Origin of the sequence: Mesorhizobium sp. (assembly GCF_965229135.1) — a bacterium.
Taxonomy (GTDB): domain Bacteria; phylum Pseudomonadota; class Alphaproteobacteria; order Rhizobiales; family Rhizobiaceae; genus Mesorhizobium.
This window is the reverse complement of sequence record NZ_OZ245860.1, coordinates 199,405-225,160: the sequence shown is the minus strand read 5'-3', so window position 1 is coordinate 225,160 and position 25,756 is coordinate 199,405. Positions and strand designations below refer to the sequence as shown.

At 63.3% G+C, this 25,756-nt stretch carries 22 protein-coding genes; 9 read left to right on the top strand and 13 right to left on the bottom strand.

Going from position 1 to position 25,756, the window contains the following annotated elements:
* Positions 1-14: 14 nt before the first annotated feature.
* Positions 15-494, bottom strand: a complete 480-nt coding sequence (locus ACO07C_RS00985; RefSeq protein WP_421912371.1) for an Lrp/AsnC family transcriptional regulator — start codon at positions 492-494, stop codon at positions 15-17.
* A gap of 101 nt (positions 495-595) precedes the next feature.
* On the opposite strand from ACO07C_RS00985, the gene ACO07C_RS00980 reads away from it, so the two are divergent.
* Positions 596-1,777 (top strand): diaminopropionate ammonia-lyase, encoded by a 1,182-nt coding sequence (locus ACO07C_RS00980; RefSeq protein ID WP_421912370.1) that lies wholly within the window; start codon positions 596-598, stop codon positions 1,775-1,777.
* Between the two features lie 12 nt (positions 1,778-1,789).
* Here ACO07C_RS00980 and ACO07C_RS00975 read toward each other — a convergent pair whose 3' ends face one another.
* Positions 1,790-2,104, bottom strand: coding sequence for a hypothetical protein (locus ACO07C_RS00975; protein ID WP_421912369.1), 315 nt, complete (start codon positions 2,102-2,104; stop codon positions 1,790-1,792).
* Positions 2,105-2,421: 317 nt separating this feature from the next.
* Here ACO07C_RS00975 and ACO07C_RS00970 point away from each other — a divergent pair, with 317 nt between their 5' ends.
* Together ACO07C_RS00970 and ACO07C_RS00965 are read left to right on the top strand one after the other, a co-directional pair.
* Positions 2,422-3,912: an esterase-like activity of phytase family protein gene (locus ACO07C_RS00970; RefSeq protein ID WP_421912368.1), complete on the top strand. Its 1,491-nt coding sequence runs from the start codon at positions 2,422-2,424 to the stop codon at positions 3,910-3,912.
* 119 nt (positions 3,913-4,031) lie between these two features.
* Entirely contained in the window at positions 4,032-5,504 is a 1,473-nt protein-coding gene (locus ACO07C_RS00965) for an MATE family efflux transporter (protein ID WP_421912367.1), read from the top strand.
* Between the two features lie 96 nt (positions 5,505-5,600).
* On the opposite strand, the gene ACO07C_RS00960 is transcribed toward ACO07C_RS00965, so the two are convergent.
* Positions 5,601-6,014, bottom strand: a complete 414-nt coding sequence (locus ACO07C_RS00960; RefSeq protein ID WP_421912366.1) for an SH3 domain-containing protein — start codon at positions 6,012-6,014, stop codon at positions 5,601-5,603.
* Positions 6,015-6,508: 494 nt separating this feature from the next.
* Between ACO07C_RS00960 and ACO07C_RS00955 the strand changes: the two genes are divergently transcribed.
* Complete coding sequence (locus ACO07C_RS00955) at positions 6,509-7,084, top strand: TMEM175 family protein (protein ID WP_421912365.1); 576 nt, start codon at positions 6,509-6,511, stop codon at positions 7,082-7,084.
* A 6-nt stretch (positions 7,085-7,090) separates the two neighbouring features.
* Here the strand turns inward: ACO07C_RS00955 and ACO07C_RS00950 are convergent, their stop codons facing one another.
* A complete protein-coding gene (locus ACO07C_RS00950) occupies positions 7,091-7,381 on the bottom strand; it encodes a hypothetical protein (protein WP_421912364.1) in 291 nt (96 codons plus the stop codon).
* Between the two features lie 134 nt (positions 7,382-7,515).
* On the opposite strand from ACO07C_RS00950, the gene ACO07C_RS00945 reads away from it, so the two are divergent.
* Both ACO07C_RS00945 and ACO07C_RS00940 read left to right on the top strand, forming a co-directional pair.
* Positions 7,516-8,388, top strand: coding sequence for an SDR family NAD(P)-dependent oxidoreductase (locus tag ACO07C_RS00945; protein WP_421912363.1), 873 nt, complete (start codon positions 7,516-7,518; stop codon positions 8,386-8,388).
* A gap of 207 nt (positions 8,389-8,595) precedes the next feature.
* Positions 8,596-9,831: a hypothetical protein gene (locus ACO07C_RS00940; protein ID WP_421912362.1), complete on the top strand. Its 1,236-nt coding sequence runs from the start codon at positions 8,596-8,598 to the stop codon at positions 9,829-9,831.
* A gap of 129 nt (positions 9,832-9,960) precedes the next feature.
* Here the strand turns inward: ACO07C_RS00940 and ACO07C_RS00935 are convergent, their stop codons facing one another.
* The 3 genes from ACO07C_RS00935 to ACO07C_RS00925 form a co-directional block, all read right to left on the bottom strand.
* A complete protein-coding gene (locus tag ACO07C_RS00935; RefSeq protein WP_421912361.1) occupies positions 9,961-10,254 on the bottom strand; it encodes a hypothetical protein in 294 nt (97 codons plus the stop codon).
* Positions 10,255-10,490: 236 nt separating this feature from the next.
* A complete protein-coding gene (locus ACO07C_RS00930) occupies positions 10,491-11,132 on the bottom strand; it encodes a DapH/DapD/GlmU-related protein (protein ID WP_421912360.1) in 642 nt (213 codons plus the stop codon).
* 65 nt (positions 11,133-11,197) lie between these two features.
* Positions 11,198-11,674: a CreA family protein gene (locus tag ACO07C_RS00925; protein ID WP_421917416.1), complete on the bottom strand. Its 477-nt coding sequence runs from the start codon at positions 11,672-11,674 to the stop codon at positions 11,198-11,200.
* 221 nt (positions 11,675-11,895) lie between these two features.
* Here ACO07C_RS00925 and ACO07C_RS00920 point away from each other — a divergent pair, with 221 nt between their 5' ends.
* Both ACO07C_RS00920 and ACO07C_RS00915 read left to right on the top strand, forming a co-directional pair.
* Positions 11,896-12,480 carry an SCO family protein gene (locus tag ACO07C_RS00920; protein ID WP_421912359.1) on the top strand — a complete coding sequence of 195 codons (585 nt, stop codon included), beginning with the start codon at positions 11,896-11,898 and terminating at the stop codon, positions 12,478-12,480.
* Between the two features lie 79 nt (positions 12,481-12,559).
* Complete coding sequence (locus ACO07C_RS00915; RefSeq protein WP_421912358.1) at positions 12,560-13,432, top strand: 50S ribosomal protein L11 methyltransferase; 873 nt, start codon at positions 12,560-12,562, stop codon at positions 13,430-13,432.
* Positions 13,433-13,549: 117 nt separating this feature from the next.
* On the opposite strand, the gene ACO07C_RS00910 is transcribed toward ACO07C_RS00915, so the two are convergent.
* The gene (locus ACO07C_RS00910; protein ID WP_421912357.1) at positions 13,550-17,089 is read right to left on the bottom strand and encodes an autotransporter domain-containing protein; all 3,540 of its coding nucleotides are present in this window, start codon (positions 17,087-17,089) and stop codon (positions 13,550-13,552) included.
* Between the two features lie 537 nt (positions 17,090-17,626).
* On the opposite strand from ACO07C_RS00910, the gene ACO07C_RS00905 reads away from it, so the two are divergent.
* The gene (locus ACO07C_RS00905) at positions 17,627-19,471 is read left to right on the top strand and encodes an aminopeptidase P family protein (protein WP_421912356.1); all 1,845 of its coding nucleotides are present in this window, start codon (positions 17,627-17,629) and stop codon (positions 19,469-19,471) included.
* Between the two features lie 159 nt (positions 19,472-19,630).
* Here the strand turns inward: ACO07C_RS00905 and ACO07C_RS00900 are convergent, their stop codons facing one another.
* The 5 genes from ACO07C_RS00900 to recN all read right to left on the bottom strand — a co-directional run bounded on the left by ACO07C_RS00900 (position 19,631) and on the right by recN (position 25,568).
* Positions 19,631-19,927 (bottom strand): AzlD family protein, encoded by a 297-nt coding sequence (locus tag ACO07C_RS00900; RefSeq protein WP_421912355.1) that lies wholly within the window; start codon positions 19,925-19,927, stop codon positions 19,631-19,633.
* Entirely contained in the window at positions 19,924-20,652 is a 729-nt protein-coding gene (locus tag ACO07C_RS00895) for an AzlC family ABC transporter permease (protein ID WP_421912354.1), read from the bottom strand. Before ACO07C_RS00895 ends, ACO07C_RS00900 begins: the two co-directional genes overlap by 4 nt.
* A 106-nt stretch (positions 20,653-20,758) precedes the next feature.
* A complete protein-coding gene (locus ACO07C_RS00890; protein ID WP_421912353.1) occupies positions 20,759-21,445 on the bottom strand; it encodes a DUF2461 domain-containing protein in 687 nt (228 codons plus the stop codon).
* Positions 21,445-23,649, bottom strand: a complete 2,205-nt coding sequence (ligA, locus tag ACO07C_RS00885; protein WP_421912352.1) for an NAD-dependent DNA ligase LigA — start codon at positions 23,647-23,649, stop codon at positions 21,445-21,447. Before ligA ends, ACO07C_RS00890 begins: the two co-directional genes overlap by 1 nt.
* A 248-nt stretch (positions 23,650-23,897) precedes the next feature.
* Positions 23,898-25,568 (bottom strand): DNA repair protein RecN, encoded by a 1,671-nt coding sequence (gene recN, locus ACO07C_RS00880; protein ID WP_421912351.1) that lies wholly within the window; start codon positions 25,566-25,568, stop codon positions 23,898-23,900.
* Positions 25,569-25,756 lie beyond the last annotated feature (188 nt).

Here is a 25,756-nt window from a genome sequence, read left to right as displayed (position 1 = left end):
GGCGGATCAGGTGCCTACCCAACCACCGTTCGCATGCCGGTCTTGATCCGGTCCATGACGACGAAGGTGCGAAAGCTCTCGACATTGCCGCCTTCGAAGAAGATCTCCCGTGTGAGCGCGGTGTATTCCTCCATGTCGCGGACATTGAAGACCAGCATGAAGTCCACCTGCCCGGTCACATAGTAGCATTGCTGGATCTGCGGACAGGCCCGGAAGCGCTCGCGCATGGCGTCGAGCAGTTCCAGCCGTTCGCTCTCCGAGGTTACTTCGACGATCAGCGTCAGCGGCCGCCCAACGAGATCCTGGTCGACGACACTGATGTCTTTCTCGATCACGCCTGTCTCGCGCAAGCGCTGCAGCCGGCGGGCGACGGCCGGCACCGACAATCCCACCTTGTCGGCGACGAGACGCAACGGGCTGAGATTGTCATGTTGGACGAGGTCGAGAATCCGGCGGTCGAAATCATCCAGCGAAACAGAGACGGTTTTGCGCATTGAGCTTGTCTTCCAAGAAAAATTTGCGAGCCATGCCTGAAATCAGAGAGCCTTTCCCGGCGCGACCAGACTAGTTTTCTCGCGAAACCGAGGCAAAGACCATGGCATTCTTGAACAATCAGCCAAGCGGGCGCCGGCCGCCCCTGATGCCAGGCGATCGTGCCATGCTTGGCGAGAATGCCCCGCAACAGGTACGGCCCTATCTCTCCCTCTGGCCCGAGTTCCAGCCGACCCCGACCTTTCGCATGCCCAACCTTGCCGGCAGGCTTGGCATCGGCTCGCTATTCGTCAAGGACGAGGGAAAGCGGCTTGGCCTCGGCAGCTTCAAGGCGCTTGGTGGCGCCTATGCGGTGATGCGGCTGGTCCATGGCCATGTGGAGCAGCGGCTTGGCCGGAGCGTCGCGATCGAGGACTTGTTGACACCGCGCGCCCGCGAGATTGCCGCGGAACTGACGGTCGGCTGCGCCACCGACGGCAATCATGGGCGGTCCGTCGCCGCCGGCGCGCGGCTGATGGGTTGCCGTTCCGTGATCTTCGTCCATGCCGGTGTCAGCGCCGCACGCACCGACGCCATCCGCTCCTTCGCCGACGAGGTCGTGCGCGTCGCGGGCACCTATGACGATTCAGTCGACGAGGCGCTACGCGTCTGCACCGAGCGCCGATGGCAGGTCGTCTCAGACACGTCATGGCCGGGTTATGAGGCAACGCCGGGCCTTATCGCGCAGGGCTACACGATCCTCGCACAAGAGGCGTTGCAGCAGATCGCAGGCTTTGGCGAGGACGGCCCGACGCATGTTTTCCTGCAGGCCGGTGTAGGCGGCTTCGCCGGCGCCATCGCCTGTTTCATGACCGAGAAGCTGGGCGCGGCACGGCCGAAATTCGTCATCGTCGAACCGGATCGGGCCGCATGCCTGCTTGAAAGCTTCCGGCGCGGCGAGATCTCGCGGATTGCCCAGGGCGAACCGACGATCATGGCTGGGCTTGAATGTTACCAGCCTTCACTGGTCGCCTGGCGCATCCTTCTGGCCTGCGCGGACCAGTTCCAAAGCATTCCGGAGGAAGCCGCTATGGAGGCGATGCGCATCCTGGGGCGGCCGCGTGGGCATGACCCGATTGTAATTGCCGGAGAAAGCGGCGCGGCCGGCCTCGCCGGCCTGCTCGCCGCCACACGCGATGCGGCACAACGCGATGCACTCGGCCTTGGACTGCAAAGCCGCTTGCTCCTCGTCAACACCGAGACGGCTACCGATCCCGCTTCCTACGAAGCGATCGTTGGTCAATGACCTCGCGGCCGGTCAGTCCACCTTCTTCTCGCCCGCCTCGCCGCGCTTGACGATGTCGCCGGTGGTGAACAGGATCTCCTTCAACTCGGCCCGCCAGTCCTTCTTCTGACGCAGCAGGAATTCGAGGTCCATGCCGAAATGCTTGAACTCCTCGGTCTGCGCGTTCTTCATGATCGCGCGTGCCTGGGGGTCCTTTTCCACCGAAATTCGCTGCTCATACCAGCCGATCGCCTCGGCCTCTTCGATCAGCGAGGTGATCATGCGGGCAAAGGTCCGCACCTTCTGCGACAGTTCTTCCGGCGGCTCGTGATACTGATCGAAGCCCAACGTATCTCTCCCTCTGTTGTGACGACGACCACCATGTGCGTCAAAATGGCTGGTGGCCACGCTCCAACGGACAGGAATGGGGATGGTTCCGGCTCCAGGCGATCCACGCACTCAGCCGAAGATGCCCGTGAAGCGCCCCTTGGAAGAGAGACGCAAGAAGCACAACCTTGTCACGCAGCTATCATGTTCGCGCCCTAGATCGCTTTGCGGAAGGGCATTGCCGCCCGTCCAAGGCGGGAGCCCCCACCTGCCATTCAAGACAACAGCTTCGTTTTCGCCGATCCGTCGGCACGTTTGTCATCAAAGGGATATTGTCCATGAAACACCTGCGTTCATTCTCGCTGCGATTGCTTGCCGCCACGCTGGCCACGTCAGCCATTTCGATGCCCGCGGCAATCGCCGATACCACCGTCACCGTCGGCGGCAGCAGTTTCGTCAACAAGGGGCTGGTTGGCGTCGGCCGCATTCAGGCCAGCCAGCGCGACAAGTTCGGCGAGACCTTCGGTTCCGGCTCGGGCATGGCTGTGGACACCGCCGGCTGGACACGTGATGCGGAAGGCTACAAGGGCTCGCTCTGGCTGCTGCCGGATCGCGGCTACAACGTCGCCGGCACCACGGACTACCGTCCGCGCCTCAACACGATCGCCATCGAATTCGCGCCGGTAGCACCGGGTGCGTCACCCGCTTCAGGCAAGGAACAGTCCGGCGTCGCGGCAAAGCTCGCCGACACCATGCTGCTCACCGACGACAAGGGCGCCGACGCCACCGGCCTCGATCCGCTGAGCGGCGTGCGCCCGGCGACAGCCACGATGCCGATGCTGCCGCAGGCCGACAATGGCAAGCTCTCGCTCGACAACGAAGCGATCGTGCGGTTGCCTGACGGTTCGATGTTCATCTCGGACGAATACGGCCCCAACATCTACCGTTTCTCCGCCGATGGCCATCTTCTGTCCGCGACCCAGCCGCCGGCGGCTCTGGTGCCGATGCGCAAGGGCGTGCCGAATTTTGCCTCCAACAATCCCGGCCCCGGCGCCGCCGAACCCGACCCCAAGGATCCCGATACCGGCCGCCAGAACAACCAAGGCCTGGAAGGCATGGCCATGACGCCGGACGGCAAGTTCCTGATCGCGGTGCTGCAGTCGGCCACCAGGCAGGATGGCGGCGATTCGGCGGCCACGCGCCAGAACACGCGGGCGCTGGTCTATGATGCGTCCGACCTCGACCATCTGAAGCTGGCCCATGAATATGTCGTGCCGCTTCCGGTGTTCAAGGATGCCAAGGGCAAGACCAAGGTCGCCGCGCAAAGCGAGATCGTGGCGCTGTCCGACCAGACCTTCCTGATGATCGCGCGCGACAGCGGCAACGGCCAGGGCCTGAAGGGCGACACCTCGCTCTACCGCCAGATCAACATTGTCGATCTCTCCAACGCCACCGACATCGCCGGCACCGACTTCGACAAGGACAAGCCAGTCGCCCCCAAGGGCGTCGTCGATGCTTCGGTGACGCCGGCCAAGCTGACGCCGTTCATCGACGTCAACGACAATGCCGAGCTTGGCCGCTTCGGCCTGCACAATGGCGCGCCGAACGACCATAACAACCTCTCGGAGAAGTGGGAGGCCATGTCGCTCGCCAGCGTGCTCGACCCGAAATTGCCCGACGACTATTTCCTGTTCGTCGCCAACGACAACGACTTCCTGACCCAGGACGGCTTCCAGGTCGGCGCGCCCTACAAGGCCGAGGACGGCGCCGATGTCGACACCATGTTCCTGGTCTATCAGGTCACGCTTCCAGGCCTGAGCAAGAAGTAATCAAACTGGCACGATCGAATGGCCCGCCTTTCGGCCACGGTTCCATTCCACAAGGGTGCATCTCCATCCGGCCTGCGATATCATCGCGGGCCGGACTCACATTTGCCGAGATGCCCGCCATGGACGACAAGATGCCCACGCGCCGGCGCACCGGCGACCTGACCAGCGGCCCGATCCCGCGCACGCTTTTGCTGTTCGCCCTCCCGGTGCTCGGCTCCAACGTGCTGCAATCGCTGAACGGTTCGATCAACGCCGTCTGGGTCGGCCGTTTCCTCGGCGAATCAGCGCTGACCGCTACCTCCAATGCCAACCTGGTGCTGTTCCTGATCCTCGGCACGGTGTTCGGCATCGGCATGGCCGCCACCATCCTGGTCGCGCAGTCGGTCGGCGCCCGCGACCTGCCAGAGGCGCGCCGCATCGTCGGCACCAGCGCCACCTTCTTCTTCCTCGTGTCGGTGGTGTTCGCGGTCTGCGGCTGGATTTGGGTCGATGCCATCCTCAAGACGCTTGGCACGCCGCCCGATGCCTTGCCGCTGGCCCGGTCCTACTTGCGCATCATCTTCGTCGCCGTGCCGATGATGAACCTTTTGTCCTTCGTCATGACGGTGCTGCGCGGCGCCGGCGATTCGCGCACGCCCTTCTTTTTCATGGCGCTCGCCGTGGTGCTCGACGTCGTCCTCAACCCCTTGCTCATCCGTGGCATCGGTCCGTTCCCGGAGCTCGGCATCGCCGGTTCGGCTACCTCGACGCTGATCGGCCAGACGGTGAGCGTGGTCGCCATCCTCATCGTGCTCTATGCGCGCAAGCACCCGTTGCGGCTGTCCGGAGCCAATCTGGCACTGTTATGGCCGGACCCGACCCTGTTGCGCATCGTCGTCTTCAAGGGCGTGCCGATGGGCCTGCAGATGATCGTCATCTCGGCTGCCGCCCTGACGGTGATGGGCATCGTCAATTCCTACGGTTCGCAGGTCGCCGCTGCCTACGGCATTGCCGCGCAGCTCTGGACCTACATCCAGATGCCGGCGCTCGCCATCGGCGCCGCCGTCTCCTCCATGGCGGCGCAGAATGTCGGCGCCGGACGCTGGGATCGGATCGGCCGTATCGCCGCCTCGGGCGTCGGCTTCAACCTCGTCCTGACCGGCGCCCTCGTGGCCATGCTCTGGTTCTTCGACCGCTCGGTGCTCAGCCTGTTCCTGAGCAGTGACAGCGCCGCGATCGACATCGCAGCCCATATCAACAATGTCGCGTCCTGGTCGTTCATCCTGTTTGGCATCACCATCGTGCTGTTCGCCACGGTGCGCGCCACGGGCGCCGTGATGCCGCCGCTGATCATCCTGGTGATCTCGGTGCTCGTCGTCCGTACCGGATTTGCGTATTTCATGCGCGGCTACATCGGCGAGGAAGCGCTTTGGTGGAGTTTTCCGGCCGGCTCGATCAGCTCGCTGATACTGGCCGCAGCCTACTATCGCTTCGGCCGCTGGCGCACCATGCATATGATCGAGGACAGACCGGCCGCCGGCGAGCCTCCGGACACCGGCCTCGGCGTGCCGCGCGGACGCGCGAACATGGCGCCGGAATCACCGAACGGCTGAGAAACCTGCCAACTGGGATGAAAAAGAGGCCGCAAGCGACTGCGGCCCGTTTTTACCATGCGATCCGGCATGGCGCCGAAACCGGCACAATGGCTGCTACTTGCACGAAAAGCCCGGCGCGATCTTGCACTTGCCCGGACGCGGCTTGTGCGGCGGGCGGTGATGCGGAGGCCGATGATGCGGCGGCCGCTGCTGCCAATGTGGAGGCCGGTGGTGCGGCGGGCGCACAATGATGACCGGCGGATGCACGACATGGGCACGCTGCAGATAGCCGGCACTGACCCAGCCACGCACCCCGCCATGATGGATATTGCACCAGCCCGGCTGGCAGCCGAGCACCTCGACACGCGCACCGGCCGGCAAGGTCGCGACCTTATGATAGCCGGCGCCAGGCCCGGTGCGCACATTGAGGCTTGTGGTCGTATGCGCCCCATAGGCGAAGGCCGCGGCGGACGTTCCGAAAACGGCGGCCAGGATGGTCGCCATGCAAAGCAACAGTCTAAATCTCATCAGTCCCTCCATTCCGTAAGCCAGCAAAATGCCGACTGTTCAGCGCTCCTTTTCGGCCAAGGCCGATAGCAACGCGGCAAGCTTGAGCCGTTGCCTAGCCTCGCCCGTCCTGCCTTCAAGGAAGGGAACAGGTGCACGGAAAGAAAGTCAAGAAATGACCGGGTGCGTGCAACAGGCCCAAGCGCCAAGCACTTCGCTTTGCAGCTTTATAGTTGAGGAATTTCTTGAACCACGGCTGACGGCTGGTGGAGGACGGCAGAGCGTTTACTTTCTTGTCCACGACAGCCCCGCTTCACCGCAGGGTTATATGCTTCATTCCCCGCAGCTTATTTTCGTGAAGCCGCCGAGATCGGCCGCTGGCCGATTATGCTCGCTTTGACGCGAATTATCCGCCAAACTTTCTTCTTGATCGCGGACCGGAACCAGTAAGTTAAATCTGTTGCGCGACAGAGGCTTAGAGCGGCTTCCTGATGGCCGCACGAGGGAAGCGGTTCATGGGCAAGGGACGGGTCGAGGCTTTCACCGATGGTGTGGTCGCCATCATCATCACCATCATGGTGCTCGACCTGAAGGTGCCGGAGGGCGAGGATTTCTCGGCTCTCATTCCACAGTGGCCGATCTTCCTGTGCTATGTGCTCTCCTTCATCAATGTCGGCATCTACTGGAACAATCTGCATAACATGTTCCATACCGTGCAGCGCGTCGACGGCGGCGTCCTGTGGGCGAACCTGCATCTCCTGTTCTGGCTGTCGCTGATGCCGGTGACCACCGCCTTCATGGGCGAGAACCATTTCGCGAGGGTTCCGGTCGCGGTCTACGGGCTCGACCTAGCCTTTTGCGCCGCCGCCTACGCCATTCTCGTCAGCGCGCTGCGCCGGCTGCATGGCACCGACAGTGCTTTCGCCAGGGCGTTGGGCCACGATTTCAAGGGCAGGGCTTCGCTGGCTGTCTATCTCGCCGCCATCCCGCTGGCCTTCGTCAACCAGTGGATCGGTGTCGCGATCTTTGTTCTGGTCGCCCTGGTCTGGCTGGTGCCGGACAGGCGTTTCGCGCGGGTGATCGAAAAGTAGCCCGCCCTACTTTTTCGGCTTTCGCATGGCTTTCAGCTTCTCCGCCACCGCGGCGGCAAGATCGGCATAGCGCTCCTCCAGCCGCTCGGCCGCCTTGATGATCGAGAAATCATGGCCGAATTTCTCCAGCGCCATGCGCAGCTTCTCGACGAACTCCGCCTGTTTTTCGAGCGCGGAAAACAGCGTTCGCACCTGCGCCTCGCTGATGTCGGGATTGGCAAGCATCTGCGGCACTTCGCGACCCATCTGGTCGCCAGTGGCAGTCTGCTCTTTCAGGATTTCGACCCAGTCCGTCAATCCGCGATACTCCTCTTGTGAATGCAGCATGTACAGCGCGGGCCGGCGCGGTCAACCCGAACGGGTCGATACGGCCTTGCGCGAGGCTGTTGCCGCGCTAAGTTCGCGACAATCTCCAGCAGGAATATCCTCTCATGAACGATGACGCCGACATCCAGACCGCCCTGCCAGCACTTGCCCATGGCAATACCGCTGTCATCACCGGCGGCGCTAGCGGCATTGGCCTTGCCGCGGCCAAACGGCTGGCCTTCATGGGCATGAAGATCGTTATCGCCGACATTGGCGGCGCACGCCTCGACGAAGCCGCGCGCGCCATCGCCGCGATTACCGGCGACGATGCCATGCTCGCCGTCTCGACCGATGTCTCCAAGGCCGACCAGGTCGACCGTCTGGCCGACCGCGCATTCGGCGCCTTTGGCGGTGTGTCGCTGCTGATGAACAACGCCGGCGTCGGCAACAATCCCGGCAAGCCCTGGGAAAACCGCGATGCCTGGAAGCATCTGCTGGACATCAACTTCTGGGGTGTCGTACACGGCGTCGAAGCTTTTGCGCCGCGCATGCTGGCCGCGGGCGCACCGGGGCTGATCGTCAACACCGGCTCCAAGCAGGGCATCACCACGCCACCCGGCAACCTCGCCTACAACGTGTCGAAGGCCGGCGTGAAAACCTTCACCGAAGGGCTGGCGCATGCACTGCGCAACGAGCCCGGTGGGAAGGTCGCCGCGCATCTGCTCATCCCCGGCTTCACCTATACGGGCCTGACCGAGGGCGCGACGGAAAAGCCGGCGGGCGCCTGGACCGGCGAGCAGGTGGTCGATTTCATGCTGAACGCGCTGGTTCGCGGCGATTTCTACATCCTGTGCCCCGACAATGAAACGACCCGGCCCATGGACGAGAAACGCATGGCCTGGGCGATCGGCGACATCATCGAAAACCGCCCTGCCCTGTCGCGCTGGCACCCCGACCACAAGCAGGCCTTCGCGGCGTTCATGGATAGCGGAGCGTGACCCTGCCCAAAGCATTCGCGCAAGCGGCTGCAATTAAATACACGCGACAGGTGTATTGAAGTGAAAACACACCTTATCGGTTTGGTGTCATATTGATGGTGCAGGCAGACAAGCCTGTTCCTTCCGCTTCACGGCGGTTTACCTCCGCCCCTCCCGCCGCGCCACCCCCGCATGGCGGGAGGGGTTTAAGTCCGGAGTGCGCGGAGCATGTTTTCCCGAAAGCGCCGGTCGGCTCCGAAACAGACGATCGCTCCACTTTCCCGAACACTGCTGCAGGCGACGGCCCTTGGCTTCCTGATGACCTGCGCCGCCACCTCGGTCAGGGCTGATCCGACCCCAGACCCGAACACGGCTCCCGAAATCGCCGGCAGCCTCGAACGGCACTGGACCAGCAACGCATTGGACAGCGACCGTCCGGTCCCTGACTGGTACACTCTGCTGCGTGGATCCCTGGACAAGCAATGGGGCGGCAACGATTCGAACGAAAAGATCCACGCCGACTTCCAGGTATCGCAATACGACAATACGTCGATCGAGGATGACCGTGCCCTTGGGCTCTCGGCCGAGGCTTTCCGCAAGCTTGCCCCGGGCATCGAGCTGCGCGGGTCGCTGAGCTATAACGTGTCGGAGACGGGCGACCACCTCGATATCGGGCCGCTGGTGCTGGGAACACACGAGTTCAAGCAGGTCTTCGGCGCCCAGACGCAGCTCGGCGTCGACCTTGGCCATGCCACCTCGCTCATCCTCGAGGCGGCCGACAGTCTGGAAAAATTCGGCAACACACATTTCCAGGACGATCTGATCGAGCCGACAAAGCTCCATGCCGACCGCAACAGCTTCCAGCTCGCGGCCAGGATCACGCGAACACTGGGCAGCCTCGCCTTCGGCGCGTCGGCATCGGCTCTCTTCGTTGCGGTGGAACAGATAGGGACGCCGCCGCTGTTCCTGCCCTTCAACGTCTATACGTTGCGTGGCGAGGCAGCCTACAAGGCCGCGGACGGATCGACGCTGGGCCTTGCCTTCGGAGCTCAGTTCTTGCGGGGCGCCGATGGCATTTACGAGCGCACGCGCCCGACATGGCAGGTGACCCTGGCCAAGCCGCTGCCGCGCGGATTTGAGCTGCGCGGCACCTATGTCGGCCGCTACGAGACGTCGAACAGCGACGACCCGCTGGCCTCGTGGCTGCAGCGCGCGGAACTGGAAGTCGCCGTCAAGCCGCGCGAAAAACTTGGTGTGGGTTCCGGCATATTCTACGAGGTCAAGGACAACCTGCTCTACGAGAACCAGGAGCGCCGTGACGGCGTCTACGCCGAGGCGACCTATGATGCCACCAAGTCGATGGCCATCGTCTTCCGGGTCGATGTTTCCCGGACAATCAAGACCGTAATCGACGAAAACGACCGCACCGTTGACGCCTTCGTGGCCGTGCGCGCCAAAATCTGATCCTTGGAATCCTGACCAGCCCGGTGGAGCACCCCGCTCCATCTGTTCGCACTGTCACGGTCGAGGCAGGAGGGTCTGCTCACCCTCCTGCCGTGACGCGGGTGAAGAGGACACCCGTGACGCTCCTGCTCAGTGCTTGCCACCCAGCTTGTAGGTGTTGCCGCCAAGCACGTTGACGCCAACGCCATTCAGGATACCGCCGAGAACATTGGTCTTGTTGCCGTCCAGAATGCCGGAAACGACATTGCCGTTCAGGATATTGTTGCCACTCAGGACGCCGTTGAGCGCGCTGATCTTGCCGAGGTCGATAGACGGCGACACGTTGATCAGGCTTCCCGAATTGCCGCCCCAGCCGCCGGCATGGGCGCCAACGGTGGAGAAAGAAACAACTGCAGCGGTAAATACAAATGCGAGCTTCTTCATGACTACTCTCCTTTGTTGCTGATGATGTTTCCTTCGGCTTTCTGCGATGTACCTCCGACCTCATTAGTGCATTTTGGATAAAGTCTTGCAACTATAGAGTAATCGAATCACGATATACACGCCGTTTTCCAATCTTTAACCCTAATCTTTTACGTTAAGAAAATTGGTTACCAGCGGCGTGCTTTCGGGGGCCGGCGCACGGGGAGCTGGCCTGCTCAAACTCGTCGCGCGAGGCTTCAGGAGTCGTGGTTTTCCCAGGTGTCGAGGAAGGCCTCGATCGCCATGGATTGCATGTCGGGGACTGCCCTGGCGAGCTTCTCCGCCGGCCAGTCCCACCAGGCGAGACGTTCGACCCGCCCGGCAACATCATCGGCGAAACGCTGCCGCAGCGGCCTAGCCGGAACACCGGCGACGATGGTGTATGGCGGCACGTCATGCGTCACAACCGCATTGGCGCCGACAACCGCGCCGTTGCCGATGGCGACGCCAGGCATGATCACGGCGCCATGGCCGATCCAGACATCATGGCCGATGCTGACCGCCTTCGACCGCCGCTTTTCCCGGAACGCGGCATCGACGCCCAGCCAGCGGAAATATTCATTCGGCCGATAGCTGACCTTATGCTGGGTCAACCTCTCGATGGGATGCTCCAGCGCATTGATGCGGCTGTTGGATGCGATCGAACAGAATTTGCCGATGGTCGTGTAGATCGCTTCGGAATGCCGCTCGAAATAAGTGAAGTCGCCGACCGTCACCTCGCGCAGCACGACGCGCTCGCCGATGGAGGCATAGCGCCCAAGCTTGCACGCCTTCAGCTCCGCCGTCGGATGAATGCGCGGCTCGGAATCCTTCAGGACAAGATTTTCGGAACGGTCCATGCGGGCGCTTTACCCCCGCGCGACAGGTCCCGCAAGCCGGGACCTGTCGCCTCGACGGCCGGAGATTATTTCGGTTTGCCGCTGGTCCACACCACGTTCTGGCCATACAGCGGCACGGTGGTGACGGACATCTTCGCCGAGCCGTTCTGCACCTGGCGCGAGTGCGACAGATAGATCAGCGTATCGTTCTTCTTGTCATAGATCCGGTTCACAACCTGCTTCTTCCAGACCAGGCTGATTCCTTGCTTGAACACCTCCTCGCCGCCCTCGCTCATGTCGATGGCGCCGATGGTGATCGGCCCGGTCTGGCGGCAGGAGATCGAGGAATCGCTGGGATCCTCGAACCAGTTGCCCTTGTGCAGGCGGTCGATGATACCGCGATCGAAATACGAGACGTGGCAGGTCACGCCATCCACCTTCGGATCCTTGATCGCCTCGACGATGATGTCGTTGCCGAGCCAGTCGACGCCGACCTTTCCCACTTCCTGGGCAAAGGCGACGCCGCTGCCCAGGACAACACATGCGGCCAGCGCGCCACTCATCAGTTTTCGCCCAATCAGTCCGTGCAAGAAAGCCTCCTGCGGTTCGAGTTGCTGGTGTCAGGTGGGGCGGTCCGGCGCGATTTGCAAGCGGATCGCCTAATCGTCATCACACCGGTTGCGGCAACGAGGCATCTTTGCGTGCCACCTGTCAAACCGCTAAGACTACCGTCAAGCGGCGCCGTTATGGGGCGCCATGAAATTCACGAAATGGACTTGCACTGATGATGCGTTCAATCCTGATCGGCATTCTCGTCCTGATGGTGGCGGGCATCGGCTGGCTCACCTTCGACTGGTATCGCGGGCATTATGGCGGCGAGCCGTATGGCGGCTCCTTCACCCTGACCGACCAGAAGGGCGCGCCGATCACCGAGGCCGCGTTCAGGGGCCAGCCCAGCGTGGTCTTCTTCGGCTTCACCCATTGCCCCGAGGTCTGCCCGACCACGCTGTTCGAGCTCTCGGGCTGGCTGAAGACGCTGGGTGACGACGGCAAGAACCTGCGCGCCTATTTCGTTTCGGTCGACCCGGAACGCGACACGCCTGATGTCATGAAGGCCTATGTCGGCAATTTCTCCGATCGCATCGTCGGCATCACCGGCGATCCCGACAAGGTCCACGCCATGGCCAAATCCTTCGGCATCTACTGGAAGAAGGTCGATACGGGTGACGGCGACTACACGATGGACCACACCGCGTCGGTGCTGCTGCTCAACGCCAAGGGTGACTTTGCCGGCACCATCGCCTATGGCGAGAGCGCCGACACCGCTATCGCCAAGTTGAAGCGGCTGGCGGCGAACGGCCAGACATGATCTTGACATGAATATCCGTGAGGCGAAAAGCGCCAACCGGGTTTCGGCCGAGATCCTGCTCCAACAAGAAACACGATCCATGACCCAGACGCGCCTTCATTTCATCGCCGGCAAGATCGAGGCCGATAGGATGTTCGCCGCCCTCGAAGCCGCCTTCGAGGATGAAGGCCTGCCAATCGCGGTGCTTGAAGTCGATGAGGACAAGGACATCCATGAGGTGTCTGTCTACACTGACGGCGACGAGGACGCCGTCGAGGCGAAGATGAAGGACGTGCTTGCCGGCCTCGCCTTGTCAAAGCCGATCGAGCGCGAGACGCTGCCAGACATAGACTGGGTGGCGCGTTCGCTGGAGGGATTGAAGCCGGTGCGCGCCGGCCGGTTCTTCGTCCACGGCGCGCATGACCGCAGGAAACGCCACAGCGGCGAACTGGCCATCGAGATCGAGGCGGGCCTTGCCTTCGGCACCGGTCATCACGGCACCACCGCCGGCTGCCTGGAAATGCTGGAGCAAGTCGTGCGCCGCGAGCATCCGCGCAATGCGCTCGACCTTGGCACGGGCAGCGCGGTGCTGGCCATCGCGGTGGCCAAGCTTGCCCATATTCGAGTGCTGGCTACCGACATCGATCCAATCGCAATCAAGGTCGCCGCCGACAATGCGCGGCTCAACCATGTCAAGGCGCTGGTGGAAACGGTGACCGCGCCGGGCTTCCACCACCCGATCTTCGCCCGGCGCGCGCCCTTCGACCTCGTCGTCGCCAACATACTGGCGCGGCCGCTGATGCGGCTGGCGCCGCAAATGGCTGCTCATATCGCCTGGGGCGGCTCCATCGTGCTTTCAGGCATTCTCGACCGCCAGCGCGACGCGGTCGTTGCCGCCTATGTCGGCCAGCAGTTTCGGCACGTGCGCACCTTGCACCGCGAGGGCTGGGTGACGATCCATCTCAAGCGCTGAGACGGCCAAACGCCCCCAGTCCCGCACTTATCATTCACTTCCCGCACCCATCCTTGATGGGTGCGATCTTCAAACCATCCCCCGGCTCGGGCCGAGGGATGGTTGGGCGACAGTGCTTTAGAACTTCACGCCCAGATTGGCCTTGAAGCCGTTATCGAAGGCACCCGGCCCGAACTGCCCGGCATAGGACACACCAAGCGTGGTATTCCGCGCGAGCTGCACGTCGAAACCGGCTTCGACCAGCAGCGCATCCCTGGCGATCGGAACGCCGGCGATGGTGAAGTCGTCGCCGCCGGCAAAGGCGACGGTCGACAGCGGCGTTACGTCGCCGAAGGCATGGCGCCAGCCGAACATCCCACGCGCCGTGGCTGTCACGCCGCCGACCGTTACGTCGGTGGAGGCCCTGACGCCCAGCGTGGTGAAGGTTGCGTCCGTCGTCGAACTGCCGCTCGCCAGTGCCGCCGCACCGCCCGTTTCCGCAAAACCGTCCGTATGCAGGTTGACATAGGCGAGATTGGCGAAGGGTTCGAAGGCGAACGGCCCGTCGCCAGTCTTGTAGGCCAGTTCGCCGAAAGCCTGCGCTGTCGCGGCATTGTAATTGGCCGACAAACCATCGGAGAAGCCATCGAAGGACACGGAGCGCGATGTCGAGATCCGGTTCCAGCTATAGGCGGCCCCGGTGCGGAAGGCGATCGCGCCCCATTCGGTCCCGCCATAGAGGCCAAGGTGATAATTGTCGCTGTCGCCCGAGGAATTGCGGTCGTCGGTGTTGAAGCTGGTGCGGCTGTAGCCGCCAACCAGGCCGATCCGCCAGTTTCCGGCCATGCCGTCGGCGCCCATCAGAACGCCGCCGGTAGAACGATGAAAGGCGGCTGCGTTGCCGTCACCGTCCGTGCCGCCCCAGGCGCCAAAGCCCTGGGTCCAGACCGCGAACCGCTCAGTGTCCGCCGCAACCGGCTGCAGTCCATCCTCGCCATAGGCCATGACCGGCAGCGAGGCGGTCTGACCGCTGTCGCCGAAGGCGCCACGCAGGCGAGCGCTTACGGCATCCTGCAGGAAGTGGCTGTCCTGCACGAGCGCGCCCTTGGCGGATGCGTGGATTTCACCCGAGAGCTGATCGAAGGCTGCCTGTGCGGCTTCCGCTGTTGGCAGGGCCAGGATGGCTCCAATCAGGGCACCGCCACCTAGGCTCTCCAGCCCATTGCCCGTGGCGATCTGGTTTGGCGTCGAGCCAGCCGAAGCCAGGGATCTGTTCTGCGCAATATCGACGTAGATGTTGTTCAGGTCCTGGTTGATCGACGCGGCCAGGAAATAGCTGACCTGCGGATCGATTATGGTGAAGGTCTCGTCGCCAAGCAGGCCACCACCAGCATGCAGCACGGTGTATTGGCCCGGCACGTAAGTTCCCGCATTCGCCAGCGTCAGATTGGCACCGGCGCTGATCGTCGCCGTACCAGTGGCATCTATGAGATCCGACGCGCCGGCGGAGTACAGGTCCACCGCATAGGTCGAGCCCGCCACGAAGCTGACATTGCCGGCGACCTTCAGCGTGTCGATCGCATTCTTGCCGGGCTCGACAATGCCCTTCACAACCAGCCCACCGATCGCACCGTCGCCTTCGAGCGTGGCGCCATCATCGACCGTGACGACGGACTTGCTAAGGTCTCCGGTCACCAGCAACGTGCCGGCCTGCACCGTCGTCGCTCCGGAGAAAGCGCTGCTGTCGCCGGAGAGTTCGAACGTCCCGCTTCCAGCCTTGACCAACCCGCCCGTGCCTTTGATATCGCCCGAAAACACCGTATCGGTGTTCTTGCCGCCGGTGGTCAAAGTGGCGGCACCGACATCCACGGAACCGGCGCCTGCCAGCGAGCCTATCGTCTGGTCGAAATTGTTGAGCGACAGGGTCGCACCGCTATCGACCGTGTAGGCGCTGTTGGCGCTGAAGATATTGGCCGAGCCTGCCTTCAGCGTTCCCTCGGCAACGTCGGTGGCAGTGGAATAGGTGTTGCTGTCGGCATAACCGCTGACAGTTAACGTGCCCGTGCCGAGCTTTGTGAATGTGCCGTTCGGCAGGCCGGCATCGCCCATATTCGCGCTGGTGCTGAGGTTGTAGTCTTGCGTGTCTATGGCGCCGCCGCCCTCGCCGAACAGGAGGAGGCTGTTGGAAATGACCAGATTGTCGGCGCCAGCCTGTAACGTGCCGCCATCCAGTGTAATCATCCCGGATCCGGTGGCCCCCAGCGAATTGTTGCCCATGATCCGAAGAATGCCGTCGCTGATGGTCGCGCCACCGTGGAAACTATTGCCGTCGCTCAAGACCAGCGTGCCCGCACCAGTCTTGAAGATTCCGGCGACCTCGTCGTCCGCGATATTTCCAGCGTAAGTACCTGTGCCCGAACTGACATTCAGGGTGACGCTGGCATACATATACAGGCCATTGTTGACCGTAACCCCATCCTGGATGTCGATGGTACCACCCGATGCGAGAATCAACCCTTTTCCAAGGGCTTTGTCATTGCCAAGGCTGAGAGTGCCAGCATAAAGATTGGTGCCGCCGGTGTACGTACTTGCCCCGTCGATCGTCAGGGTGCCGCTGCCGGTCTTGGTCAGACTTGCCGCGCCGCCGCTCTCACCGATACCCGAGGAAAGCGTCAGGTCGCCCTGGCTGGTATCGATCGTTTCCGACCCGGCCTCAAGCGTTATGGCTTGCGCGAATGTATGCGCGCCGCTGGCGCCGAAGGTCGTGCCGCTGGCCATGGTCAGGCCGCCAGTGCCGAGCGCGGCATCATTGGCAATCAGCAGCGTTCCCCCGCTCAGCGTCGTGCCGCCGCTATAGGTGCTTACCCCATCCAACGTCAGGGCGCCGGTGCCAACCTTCTCGATCGACAGTGAACCGTTCTGTTCCTGGATCTGCGCATTGAAGGTGGTGCTGGTGTTCAGGCCGCCGATCTGGAATGTGCCGGTCGAGCCTCCCGGATTTCCATAATAGGAAAGGATGCCCGACCCTTCGACCGAGCCGAGCGCCAGTGTACCCGAACCCGACAGCGCAATCGCGCCACCGTCAAGGACAAACTTGGCATCCGCGCCCGAGGCAGGCGACGCATTGGTGGAATTGAACTGTATGGTGCCTCCAGCATTCGCTGTGTAGACAACATTGCTGCCGGCATTGCTGTTGCTGAAGATGATCTCGGACGCCGACCCGCCCACCCCGGTGACCGAAAAGTTCTGGGTCACGCCCGACGTGTTGTTCACGCCGCCGGAAATGTTCAGATAGGCCGTGTTCGAAACGTTCACGGTGTAGGCACTGGCCGGATCATTAAAGGTCACCGAACCGGCGAAGTAGTAGCCGGCAGGATAAGGCGTATTGAGATTTACGGTTGTGGTGGTCGCACCCGCGCCGAACACCACTGGCGCTCCGGTCGAATTCGGAACGCTACCGCCCACCCAGTTGCCTCCATCCGTGTAGTTGGAACTTGCCTGACCCGTCCATTCCTGCGCGCTCGCGGACGTCGCGATGGCAATGCCGGCCAGGGCTGTGCCCATCAACAGGCCGCGCCGCCGGGCGCGCCGGCTGATGGCCGGCCGCTTCAAGAGCGTGTGTTGCACCTGCAGCGGAAAGCGGTTCTCGCTGTTGGTTGACCCCGTTGAAGTGTTCATGCCCTGCCCCATGCTCTCACATTTCCAGCCCAGACCCGCCAGGCGGGCCGGTTTTCACGATCCATATTGGTTGAAGAGAACGTTGCCGCCGGCCTGCGCTCAGGCAGGCATCCGCGATCAGCCGTTCAGGTCTCTATCGTGCGGATTGGTTCGGGCACCGTGCGAGGGGCGATTGCTCCCGCGCTGCCTTATCGCCGAAACCGGCACTCATCGACTCTCCCCACCCCGACTCTGATTGGAAGGCACCCCGCCATCCGGTCTAAACTGCTGACTAGGACCGGAGACATAGATCAGTTGAGGTGCCGGCGCATTGACCAAAACTGGGTGTATTTTGCAATTCTTGGCGGTAGTGCAATTCCGCAACGGTCACCGCTTAGGTTGTAAAGGCGGTGACATTTAGCGAACCTGGACCAAAGCCGGTCGGTTGTCAGGCCTTGGCCGCTATAGCTAGTGGTTGGGGGCGCGTCATTCCGAAATCGATTCCGGTTTTCGGGGCCATACGCTACGGTCAAGGCACACGTCGCAGGAGAGTTCATCATGTTCCAGACCTTTGATTCCGCCGGTGATCCGGCTGTCGGCAAGCCGCGCGTGACGGCGCTGCGCCAATGGCTTGCGGATCACGGGTTGGACGGTTTCATCGTGCCGCGCGCCGACGAGCATCAGGGCGAATATGTCGCCGACCGTTCGGCGCGGCTGAAATGGCTGACCGGCTTCAGCGGCTCGGCCGGTGTCGCCATCGTGCTGCGCGACCGCGCCTTCGTCTTTGTCGACGGGCGCTACACGCTGCAGGTGCGCCACGAGGTCGACCTCGACATTTTTTCGATCGAAAGCCTCGTCGACAATCCGCCCGCTGCGTGGCTCAGGGACAATCTCGGCAAGGGTGCCCGGCTCGGCTTCGATCCTTGGCTGCACACGATCAGCGAGGTCAAGGCGCTGCAGGCCTCGGCGGACAAGACCGGCACGATCCTGGTGCCGCTCGACAGGAACCCGATCGACACCATCTGGAAGGACCAGCCCGAGGCGCCGGTTGCGCCGGTCGAGCTTCACCCCATCGCCTTTGCCGGCGAACTGGCCAAGGACAAGCTGGCGCGGCTGGCGGCGGCCATCGGCAAGGACGGCGCCACGCACGCGGTGCTGACCGACCCCTCCTCCATCGCCTGGGCCTTCAACATCCGCGGCGGCGACGTACCGCACACGCCGCTGGCGCTCGGCTTTGCCGTGCTTGCCGCCGACGGAAAGCACCAGCTGTTCATGAACAGCAAAAAATTCTCGCGCCAGGTCGCGGCCTATCTCACCCAGCTCGCCGATCCACATGAGCCCGGCGAATTCGAGGCGGCGATCGCCGCGCTTGCCAAGGGCGGCGCTAAAATCGCGCTCGACCCGGTGCTGGCGGCCGACAAACTGCGCATGCTGGTCGAGGACAATGGCGGCGCCGTCATCGCGGCGGCAGATCCCGCGCGCATTCCGCGCGCCACCAAGAACCAGGCCGAGATCAACGGCAGCCGCGCCGCCCACCGACGCGACGGCGCGGCGATCGCCAAATTGCTGTGCTGGATGGATCGGCAGAAGCCCGGCACGCTCGACGAGATCGATGTCGTCACCAGGCTCGAGCAGACCCGCCGCCAGACCGGCGAGGAAACGCAGATGCCACTGCGCGACGTGTCCTTCGACACCATTTCGGGCGCCGGCCCGAACGGCGCCATCATGCATTACCGCGTCTCGCGCGCCACCAACCGCAAGCTCCGCGATGGCGAACTGTTCCTGCTCGATTCCGGCGGCCAGTACCAGGATGGCACCACCGACATCACCCGCACCGTGCCGATCGGCAAGCCGACCGAGGAGATGCGCGAACGCTTCACGCTGGTGCTGAAGGGCATGATCGGCATTTCCACGCTGCGCTTCCCACAGGGCACGCGCGGCTCCGAAATCGATGCCGTGGCGCGCCTGGCCCTGTGGAAGCAAGGCTGCGATTTTGCACACGGCACCGGCCACGGCGTTGGCTCGTATCTGGCTGTCCATGAGGGCCCGCAGCGCATCGCCCGAACCGGCACCGAAAAGCTGCTGGAAGGCATGATGCTGTCCAACGAGCCCGGCTACTACAAGGAAGGCTCCTACGGTATCCGCATCGAAAACCTCATCCTGGTGACGCCGGCCACCCAGATCGAGGGTGGCGACCTCACCATGCACGGCTTCGAGACGCTGACCCTGGCGCCGATAGACAAACGCATGGTGCGAACGGACCTGCTGAACCGCGACGAACTGCATTGGCTCGATGCGTATCACGCCCGCGTGCTGGCCGAGATCGGGCCGATGGTCGACGGAGAAACCCTGGCCTGGCTTGAGAAGGCTACGGCACCGCTGCCGCACGATACGAAGATTTGACTTTCCGACGCGCAATGGGCGTGTCGAGGTTCAGGTCAGGACAGGCCGACAAGGGTGGCTTCCGAGAACCGGAGCGGAGCGTACTTTCTGTACGTGAGCACCGGAAGCGCAGGGAGCCGCCGTTTGCAGGCCGCCCTCGCCTGAATATCGATACGCGCGCTACCCGACGAACTGCCGCGCCACGATCAACACCGCGGCCCCCGCCAAAAACATAGCCATCAGCCCGCCGCGCAGCGAGACCACCGCTGTCACGATCAGCGCCGCCCATTCCGCTGGTCCGGCACTCAACACCGCTGGCGCCACCAGCGTCGTCAGCACTGCCGCCGGCACCGCGTTGAGGCCGGCCTCGACACGCGGATGGATGTTGTCGAAGCGCGAGATGACCAGATGCCCGCCGATGCGCGTGAGATAGGTCGCGACCGCGCCGGCGATGATGATCCAGAAGGTCGTGCTCATCGCTTTGCTTCCACGCCGCTGTGATGGGGAGGCAGGATGACCGCCAACAGCACACCGGCGATGGCGCCGATGGAGACATGCCAGGGCGAGCCCACCGTCTTGTAGGCGATGATGGAGGCGGCGGCACTGGCGATGACCACCGGCAGCCACAGCGGCCGCTTGCGGAAGCCCAGCACGAGACCGAGGAAATAGATCGGCAGCAGGAAATCGATGCCCAGCGCGTGCGTGTCGGGAATGAGCTTGCCGAATATCGCGCCAAGCAGGCTCTCGACCACCCAGAACACATAAACGGGCAGGCCGAGCCCTAGATACCAGGCGAAGCCAACCGTCTTGCCGGACACCGCCCTTGCCTCGGCCACCGCGAACTGCGGATCGGTGAGGATGAAATAGCCGAGCGCTTGGCTGATGATGGGCCAGTGCGCGATGCGACGGCCGATGCCGGCCGAGTAAAGCACGTGGCGGAAATTGACGGCGAAGATCGACAGCACGATCAGCCACGGCTGGACATGCTGACCGAACAGCTCAATGCCGACCATCTGGCTGGCGCCGCCGAAGATCAGGGCGCTCATCAGGAAAGCTTCGAACACGGAAAACCCGTTGTCCACGGCAATCGCCCCAAACAGCAGCGCGAACGGCGCCGAGGCCACGACGACGGGCATCGAGAGCCGCACGCCGTCCCAGAAATCGCTCTTTGCACGGCCCTCTGAGATTGCTTCCGCCGCCATCGGCCACTCCCTGGAAAGGGTGTGGTTTAGAAAGCGTTGCCCGCCTTGTCACACGAATTCGCTTGAGCCAAGCGATCAGCGGAAATGATCGTCGCCCCGCGCCAGCTCAACCTTGAGCCGCCTCGATCGCCCTACCCCAGTCAAGCAGCGGCCTGGCCCGCAACGTGAAATCGAAGAGTTCGTCGACCAGCTCCGGCCCGTGGATTGCCTGGGGATCGATCTTGTGGCGGACGGCGAAATGACGGTTGCGGATAGCCGCCACCAGGTCGGCATCCCCGACATGTTCGAAGCCGCGCGGCGTGCGCTTCATGCTGCCTTCCGTATCGAGTTGAAGGCCCTTTTTCTTCAGCGCCGCCACCATGGCACGAAACCTGTCCGGCTGTGCGGCGATGGATCGTCGAATTGCCATCAGCAGCGCCGCTTCCGGCTGCCACCAGGCGACTTCGGCAAAGCAACCCTCCAGCCCGATATGGACGTAGAACACGCCCTGCGCCGTCTTGCTGCCGTCGCGCGACAGGATCGCCGACACATGCCGGTTGTAAGGACGTTTGTCCTTGGCGAAGCGCACATCGCGGTTGATCCGAAACAGCGATTTCTTGCGGTCGCCGCGCAAGCCCAGTCCCGCAACTGAGAACCGCTCGGTCAGCGTATCAACCAGATCGCCGAGGGGGTCGCGCAATTCCTGTTCGAACAGGTCGCGGTTTTCCAGGAACCACTCGCGGCTCTGGTGGAAATCCAGCGCCTTCAGGAACGGAATGGCCTTAGGCCCGAACCCTTTGAATGCGCCTTCCATCACGCCTTGCCGATCCGCGCCAGCCAGGCGTCCTCGTCGATCACCTCGATGCCGAGTTCGCTGGCAAGCTTGAGTTTCGAGCCGGCGCCCGGGCCAGCCACCACCAGGTCCGTCTTCGCCGACACCGAGCCGGCCACCTTGGCGCCGAGACGTTCCGCCATCGCCTTGGCTTCGGAGCGCGTCATCTTTTCCAGCGAACCCGTGAACACCACCGTCTTGCCGGCAACCTCGCTGTCGGCAGAGACGTTGACGATGTAAGGCTTCGGATGGACCTGCTCGAGCAGCGCGTCCAGCACGTCGTCGTTGCGCTCATTGCCGAAGAAATCGCGCAGAGCATCGATCACTGTGTCGCCGATGCCGTTGACCGACGGGAAAACCGTGTGCGGATCTTCGGCCGCCGCCGTCTCCTTGCCGACGCGGATCAACTCCTCGATCGTCGAGAACGTGCGGGCAAGCACGGCGGCCGTCGTTTCGCCGATATGGCGGATGCCCAGCGCGAAAATGAACCGGTCGAGTTCGGGCTCGCGACGCGAGTCGATGGCGGCGAACAGCTTGTCCAGGCCCTCGTAGTTGCGGTCCTCGACACTGCGCACATTCTTGCGCGTCTTGCCCGATGTCGCCTCGCGTTGCCTTGCCTGCTCCTCACGCCGCTCGGCCAGCGCCCTGGTGACGGCGGGGCGGCGATCCCTGAGCGTGAAGATGTCCGCGGCCGTCTTGATCAGTCCGGCATTGAAGAAGGTGTCGATGTTTTCCGCACCCAGGCCCTCGATATCCAGGGCACCGCGCGACACGAAATGGCGCAATCGTTCCACGGCCTGCGCGGCGCAGATCAGCTCGCCGGTGCAGCGCCGGCGGGAATCCTCCTTGCCGGTCTTCTCGTTGATCTCGCGCGTGGCGGGCGAACCGCAAACCGGACAGATATGCGGGAATTCGTAGGGCACGGCATCGGCCGGACGCTTGTCGACGACGACGCTGACGATCTGCGGAATGACGTCGCCAGCGCGCTGGATTACCACCGTATCGCCGATACGCACGTCGATGCCGTCACGGATCGGCAGGCCGTTGCTGTCAAACCCCTTGATGTAATCCTCATTGTGGAGCGTGACGTTTTCGACCACGACGCCGCCGACCGTGACCGGCGCCAGCCGCGCTACCGGTGCCAGCGTGCCAGTGCGGCCGACCTGGATATCGATCTTCTGCACGGTGGTCATGGCCTGTTCGGCCGGGAATTTGTGGGCGACGGCCCAGCGCGGTTCGCCCGTGACGAAGCCCCATCGGCGCTGCAGCTCCAGCTGGTCGACCTTGTAGACCACACCGTCAATGTCATAGCCCAGCGAAGAGCGCTGCTCCTCGATCCGGTGATAGTGCGCGATCAGTTCGTCGGCCGACTTCGCCCGCACCATCAGCGGGCTGATCTTGAACCCCCACTCCGCGAATTTCAGCACCGAATCATATTGGGTCGGTGCGGGATCTTGCGTGGTATAGCCCCAGGCATAGGCGAAGAATTTCAGGTTTCGGCTGGCGGTGACCGACGCATCCTTCTGGCGCAAAGACCCTGCCGCCGTGTTACGCGGATTAACGTAGTCCTGGCCACCAGCCGCCGCCGAGCGCTGCTTGAGCGCCTCGAACTCGGCATAGGTCATGTAGACCTCGCCGCGTATCTCGATGACCTCCGGCCAGCCCGTGCCCTTGAGCCTCGCCGGGATGTCGGCGATGGTCCTCAGATTGGCGGTGATGTCCTCGCCGACGGCACCATCGCCTCGCGTTGCGCCCTGCACGAACACGCCGTTCTCGTAGCGCAGCGAGGCCGACAGGCCATCGATCTTCGGTTCGGCCGTAAAGGCGATGTCGAGGTCCTTGTCGCGGTCGAAGAACCGCCGGCCTCGTTCGATGAAATCAGCGACATCCTCGTCCGTGTAGGCCTTGGCAAGGCTGAGCATCGGCACGGCATGGCGCACCTTGGCAAAGCCTTCCGCCGGCGGCGACCCCACCCTGCGGGACGGTGAATCCTCACGAACGAAAGCAGGAAAGCGCTCCTCGATGGCGAGGTTGCGACGCCGCAGCGCGTCATATTCCGCGTCGGTGATCGTCGGTGCGTCCTCGGCATGATAGCGCCGGTCGTGACCGGCGATCTCCTCGGCCAGCCGCTGGAGCTCGGCCTCGGCCTCGCTTTCGGTAAGGGCGTCGACTGGTTTCTCGGACATGATTTCAAACCCGGCTGGTGGAGCGATTCCAAGGCAAGTGCGAAGCGGTTTCCGCCTGGAATTGCGTCAAGACAAAGAGATAGAACGGGTCGGCGTTTCCACGAAACGATGATCGGCCTATCGACGCCGGACCATAGATCAGGATTCGGATCGAAGGGAGCCGAATTCTGACAAAACCACGCCGGAACAGCAGGATGGAGCCATATGCTGACTCCATCTGGAAGGCTTGTTGCGAACGTCGTCGAAGCCTAGGCAGCCGTATTTTCGCGCAGCAGCCTTTCGGCGGCGGCGCGCGCCTCGTCGGTGATCGTGGCGCCGGCAAGCATGCGCGCGATCTCTTCCTGCCGCGCCGGCCGATCCATCTCGGCAATGCCGGTGGCGACACGGTCCGTGCTGCCGGATTTGGAGATCAGGAAATGCGTTGCCGCGCGCGCCGCCACCTGCGGTGCGTGGGTGACCGAAAGCACCTGCACGCGCTTCGACAGCCGCGCCAGCCGCTGGCCGATGGCATCCGCGACCGCGCCGCCAACGCCTGTGTCGATCTCGTCGAAGACCAAGGTCGGGGCCGAGCCGCGATCGGCCAGCGCCACCTTCAGCGCCAGAAGGAAGCGCGAGAGCTCGCCGCCCGAGGCAACCTTCATCATCGGGCCGGGCCGTGTGCCGGGGTTGGTGCGCACCCAGAATTCGATCTGGTCGATGCCTTCTTCCATCCGGTTTTGGCCGTCGCTCGACATTTCGACGATAAATTCGGCGCGTTCGAGTTTAAGCGCCGGCAGTTCGGCCATCACGGCCTTGGTCAGCCCGACGGCCGCGGCATGACGCAGCGACGAAAGCCGCGCGGCCGAAATGTCATAGGCCTCGCGCGCGGCCGCGGCCTGCTTTTCCAGCCCCTGCAGACGCCCCTCGCCGGCATCGAGATCCGCAAGGTCGGCGGCCATGGTGTCGCGCAGCTGCGCAAGGTCATCGACGGCAACGCTGTGCTTGCGCGAGGCGGCGCGCAGCGAGAACAGCCGCTCTTCCGCCTTCTCGAGCCGCTGCGGATCATATTCGGTGGCGCGCAGTGCGGCCTCGACGCCAGATTGCGCCGCGTCCAGCGACAGCATTGCCTCGTCCAGCGACTTGACGACATCGTCGAGCAGGCCGGGCACTTCCGTCACCTTGCGCTGCAGGCGCCGCAGCAGGCTTGCCAGTTGCGGCAAGGGCGATGACGGGCCGGACAGCACATCCTGTGCGTCGTGGATTTCCGACGCGATCTTTTCCGCCCGCATCATCGCCGCCCGCACTTCGGCAAGCTCTGTTTCCTCGCCGGGCTGTGGATCGAGCTTGGTCAGTTCGGCCACGGCCGCGCGCAGATAATCCGCCTCGCGTGACGCGGCCTCGACCTTGGCGCGGTGCCGTGAAAACTCCTGTTCGCAGGCGCGCCAGTGCCGCCACGCCTCGCCGGTTGCCCGCGCTGCGCCGAGATGGCCGCCGAAGGCGTCGAGCACTTCGCGGTGCGCGCCGGGATCGACCAAGGCCCGCTCATCGTGCTGGCCATGGATCTCGACCAGCGCGTGGCCGACATCGCGCATCAGCGTGACGCTTGACGGCTGGTCGTTCACGAAGACGCGCGTGCGGCCATCCGCCGTCTGCACACGGCGCAGGATGATGTCGCCGTCATCGTCGATCGCATTGTCGGCAAGAAGCGTACGTGCCGGATGGTTGCGCGGCACGTCGAACACCGCGATGACCTGGCCTTGCGTGGCGCCATGGCGCACCAGTGAAGCATCGCCGCGCGAACCAAGCGCCAGCGACAGCGCATCGAGCAGGATGGATTTGCCGGCGCCGGTCTCGCCGGTCAGCACGGAAAGGCCCGGCTGGAAGTCTATATCCAGCTTCTCGATCAGGACAATATCGCGGATCGACAGTCTGGAAAGCATCAGAACCCGGACCTATTGCATGTCGCCCAAAACTGGACCCGGTCTTGGGACAACGACACGCACGAAAACATAAGACTTAAAGCGCGACGCGCTCCAAGTCGGCATGCGACCCGTGAGAGTCGCCGCGCCGCACTATGTTTTTGTTTGAGCATCGGATCAATCCGAAAACCGCTGCGCACGGTCCGATG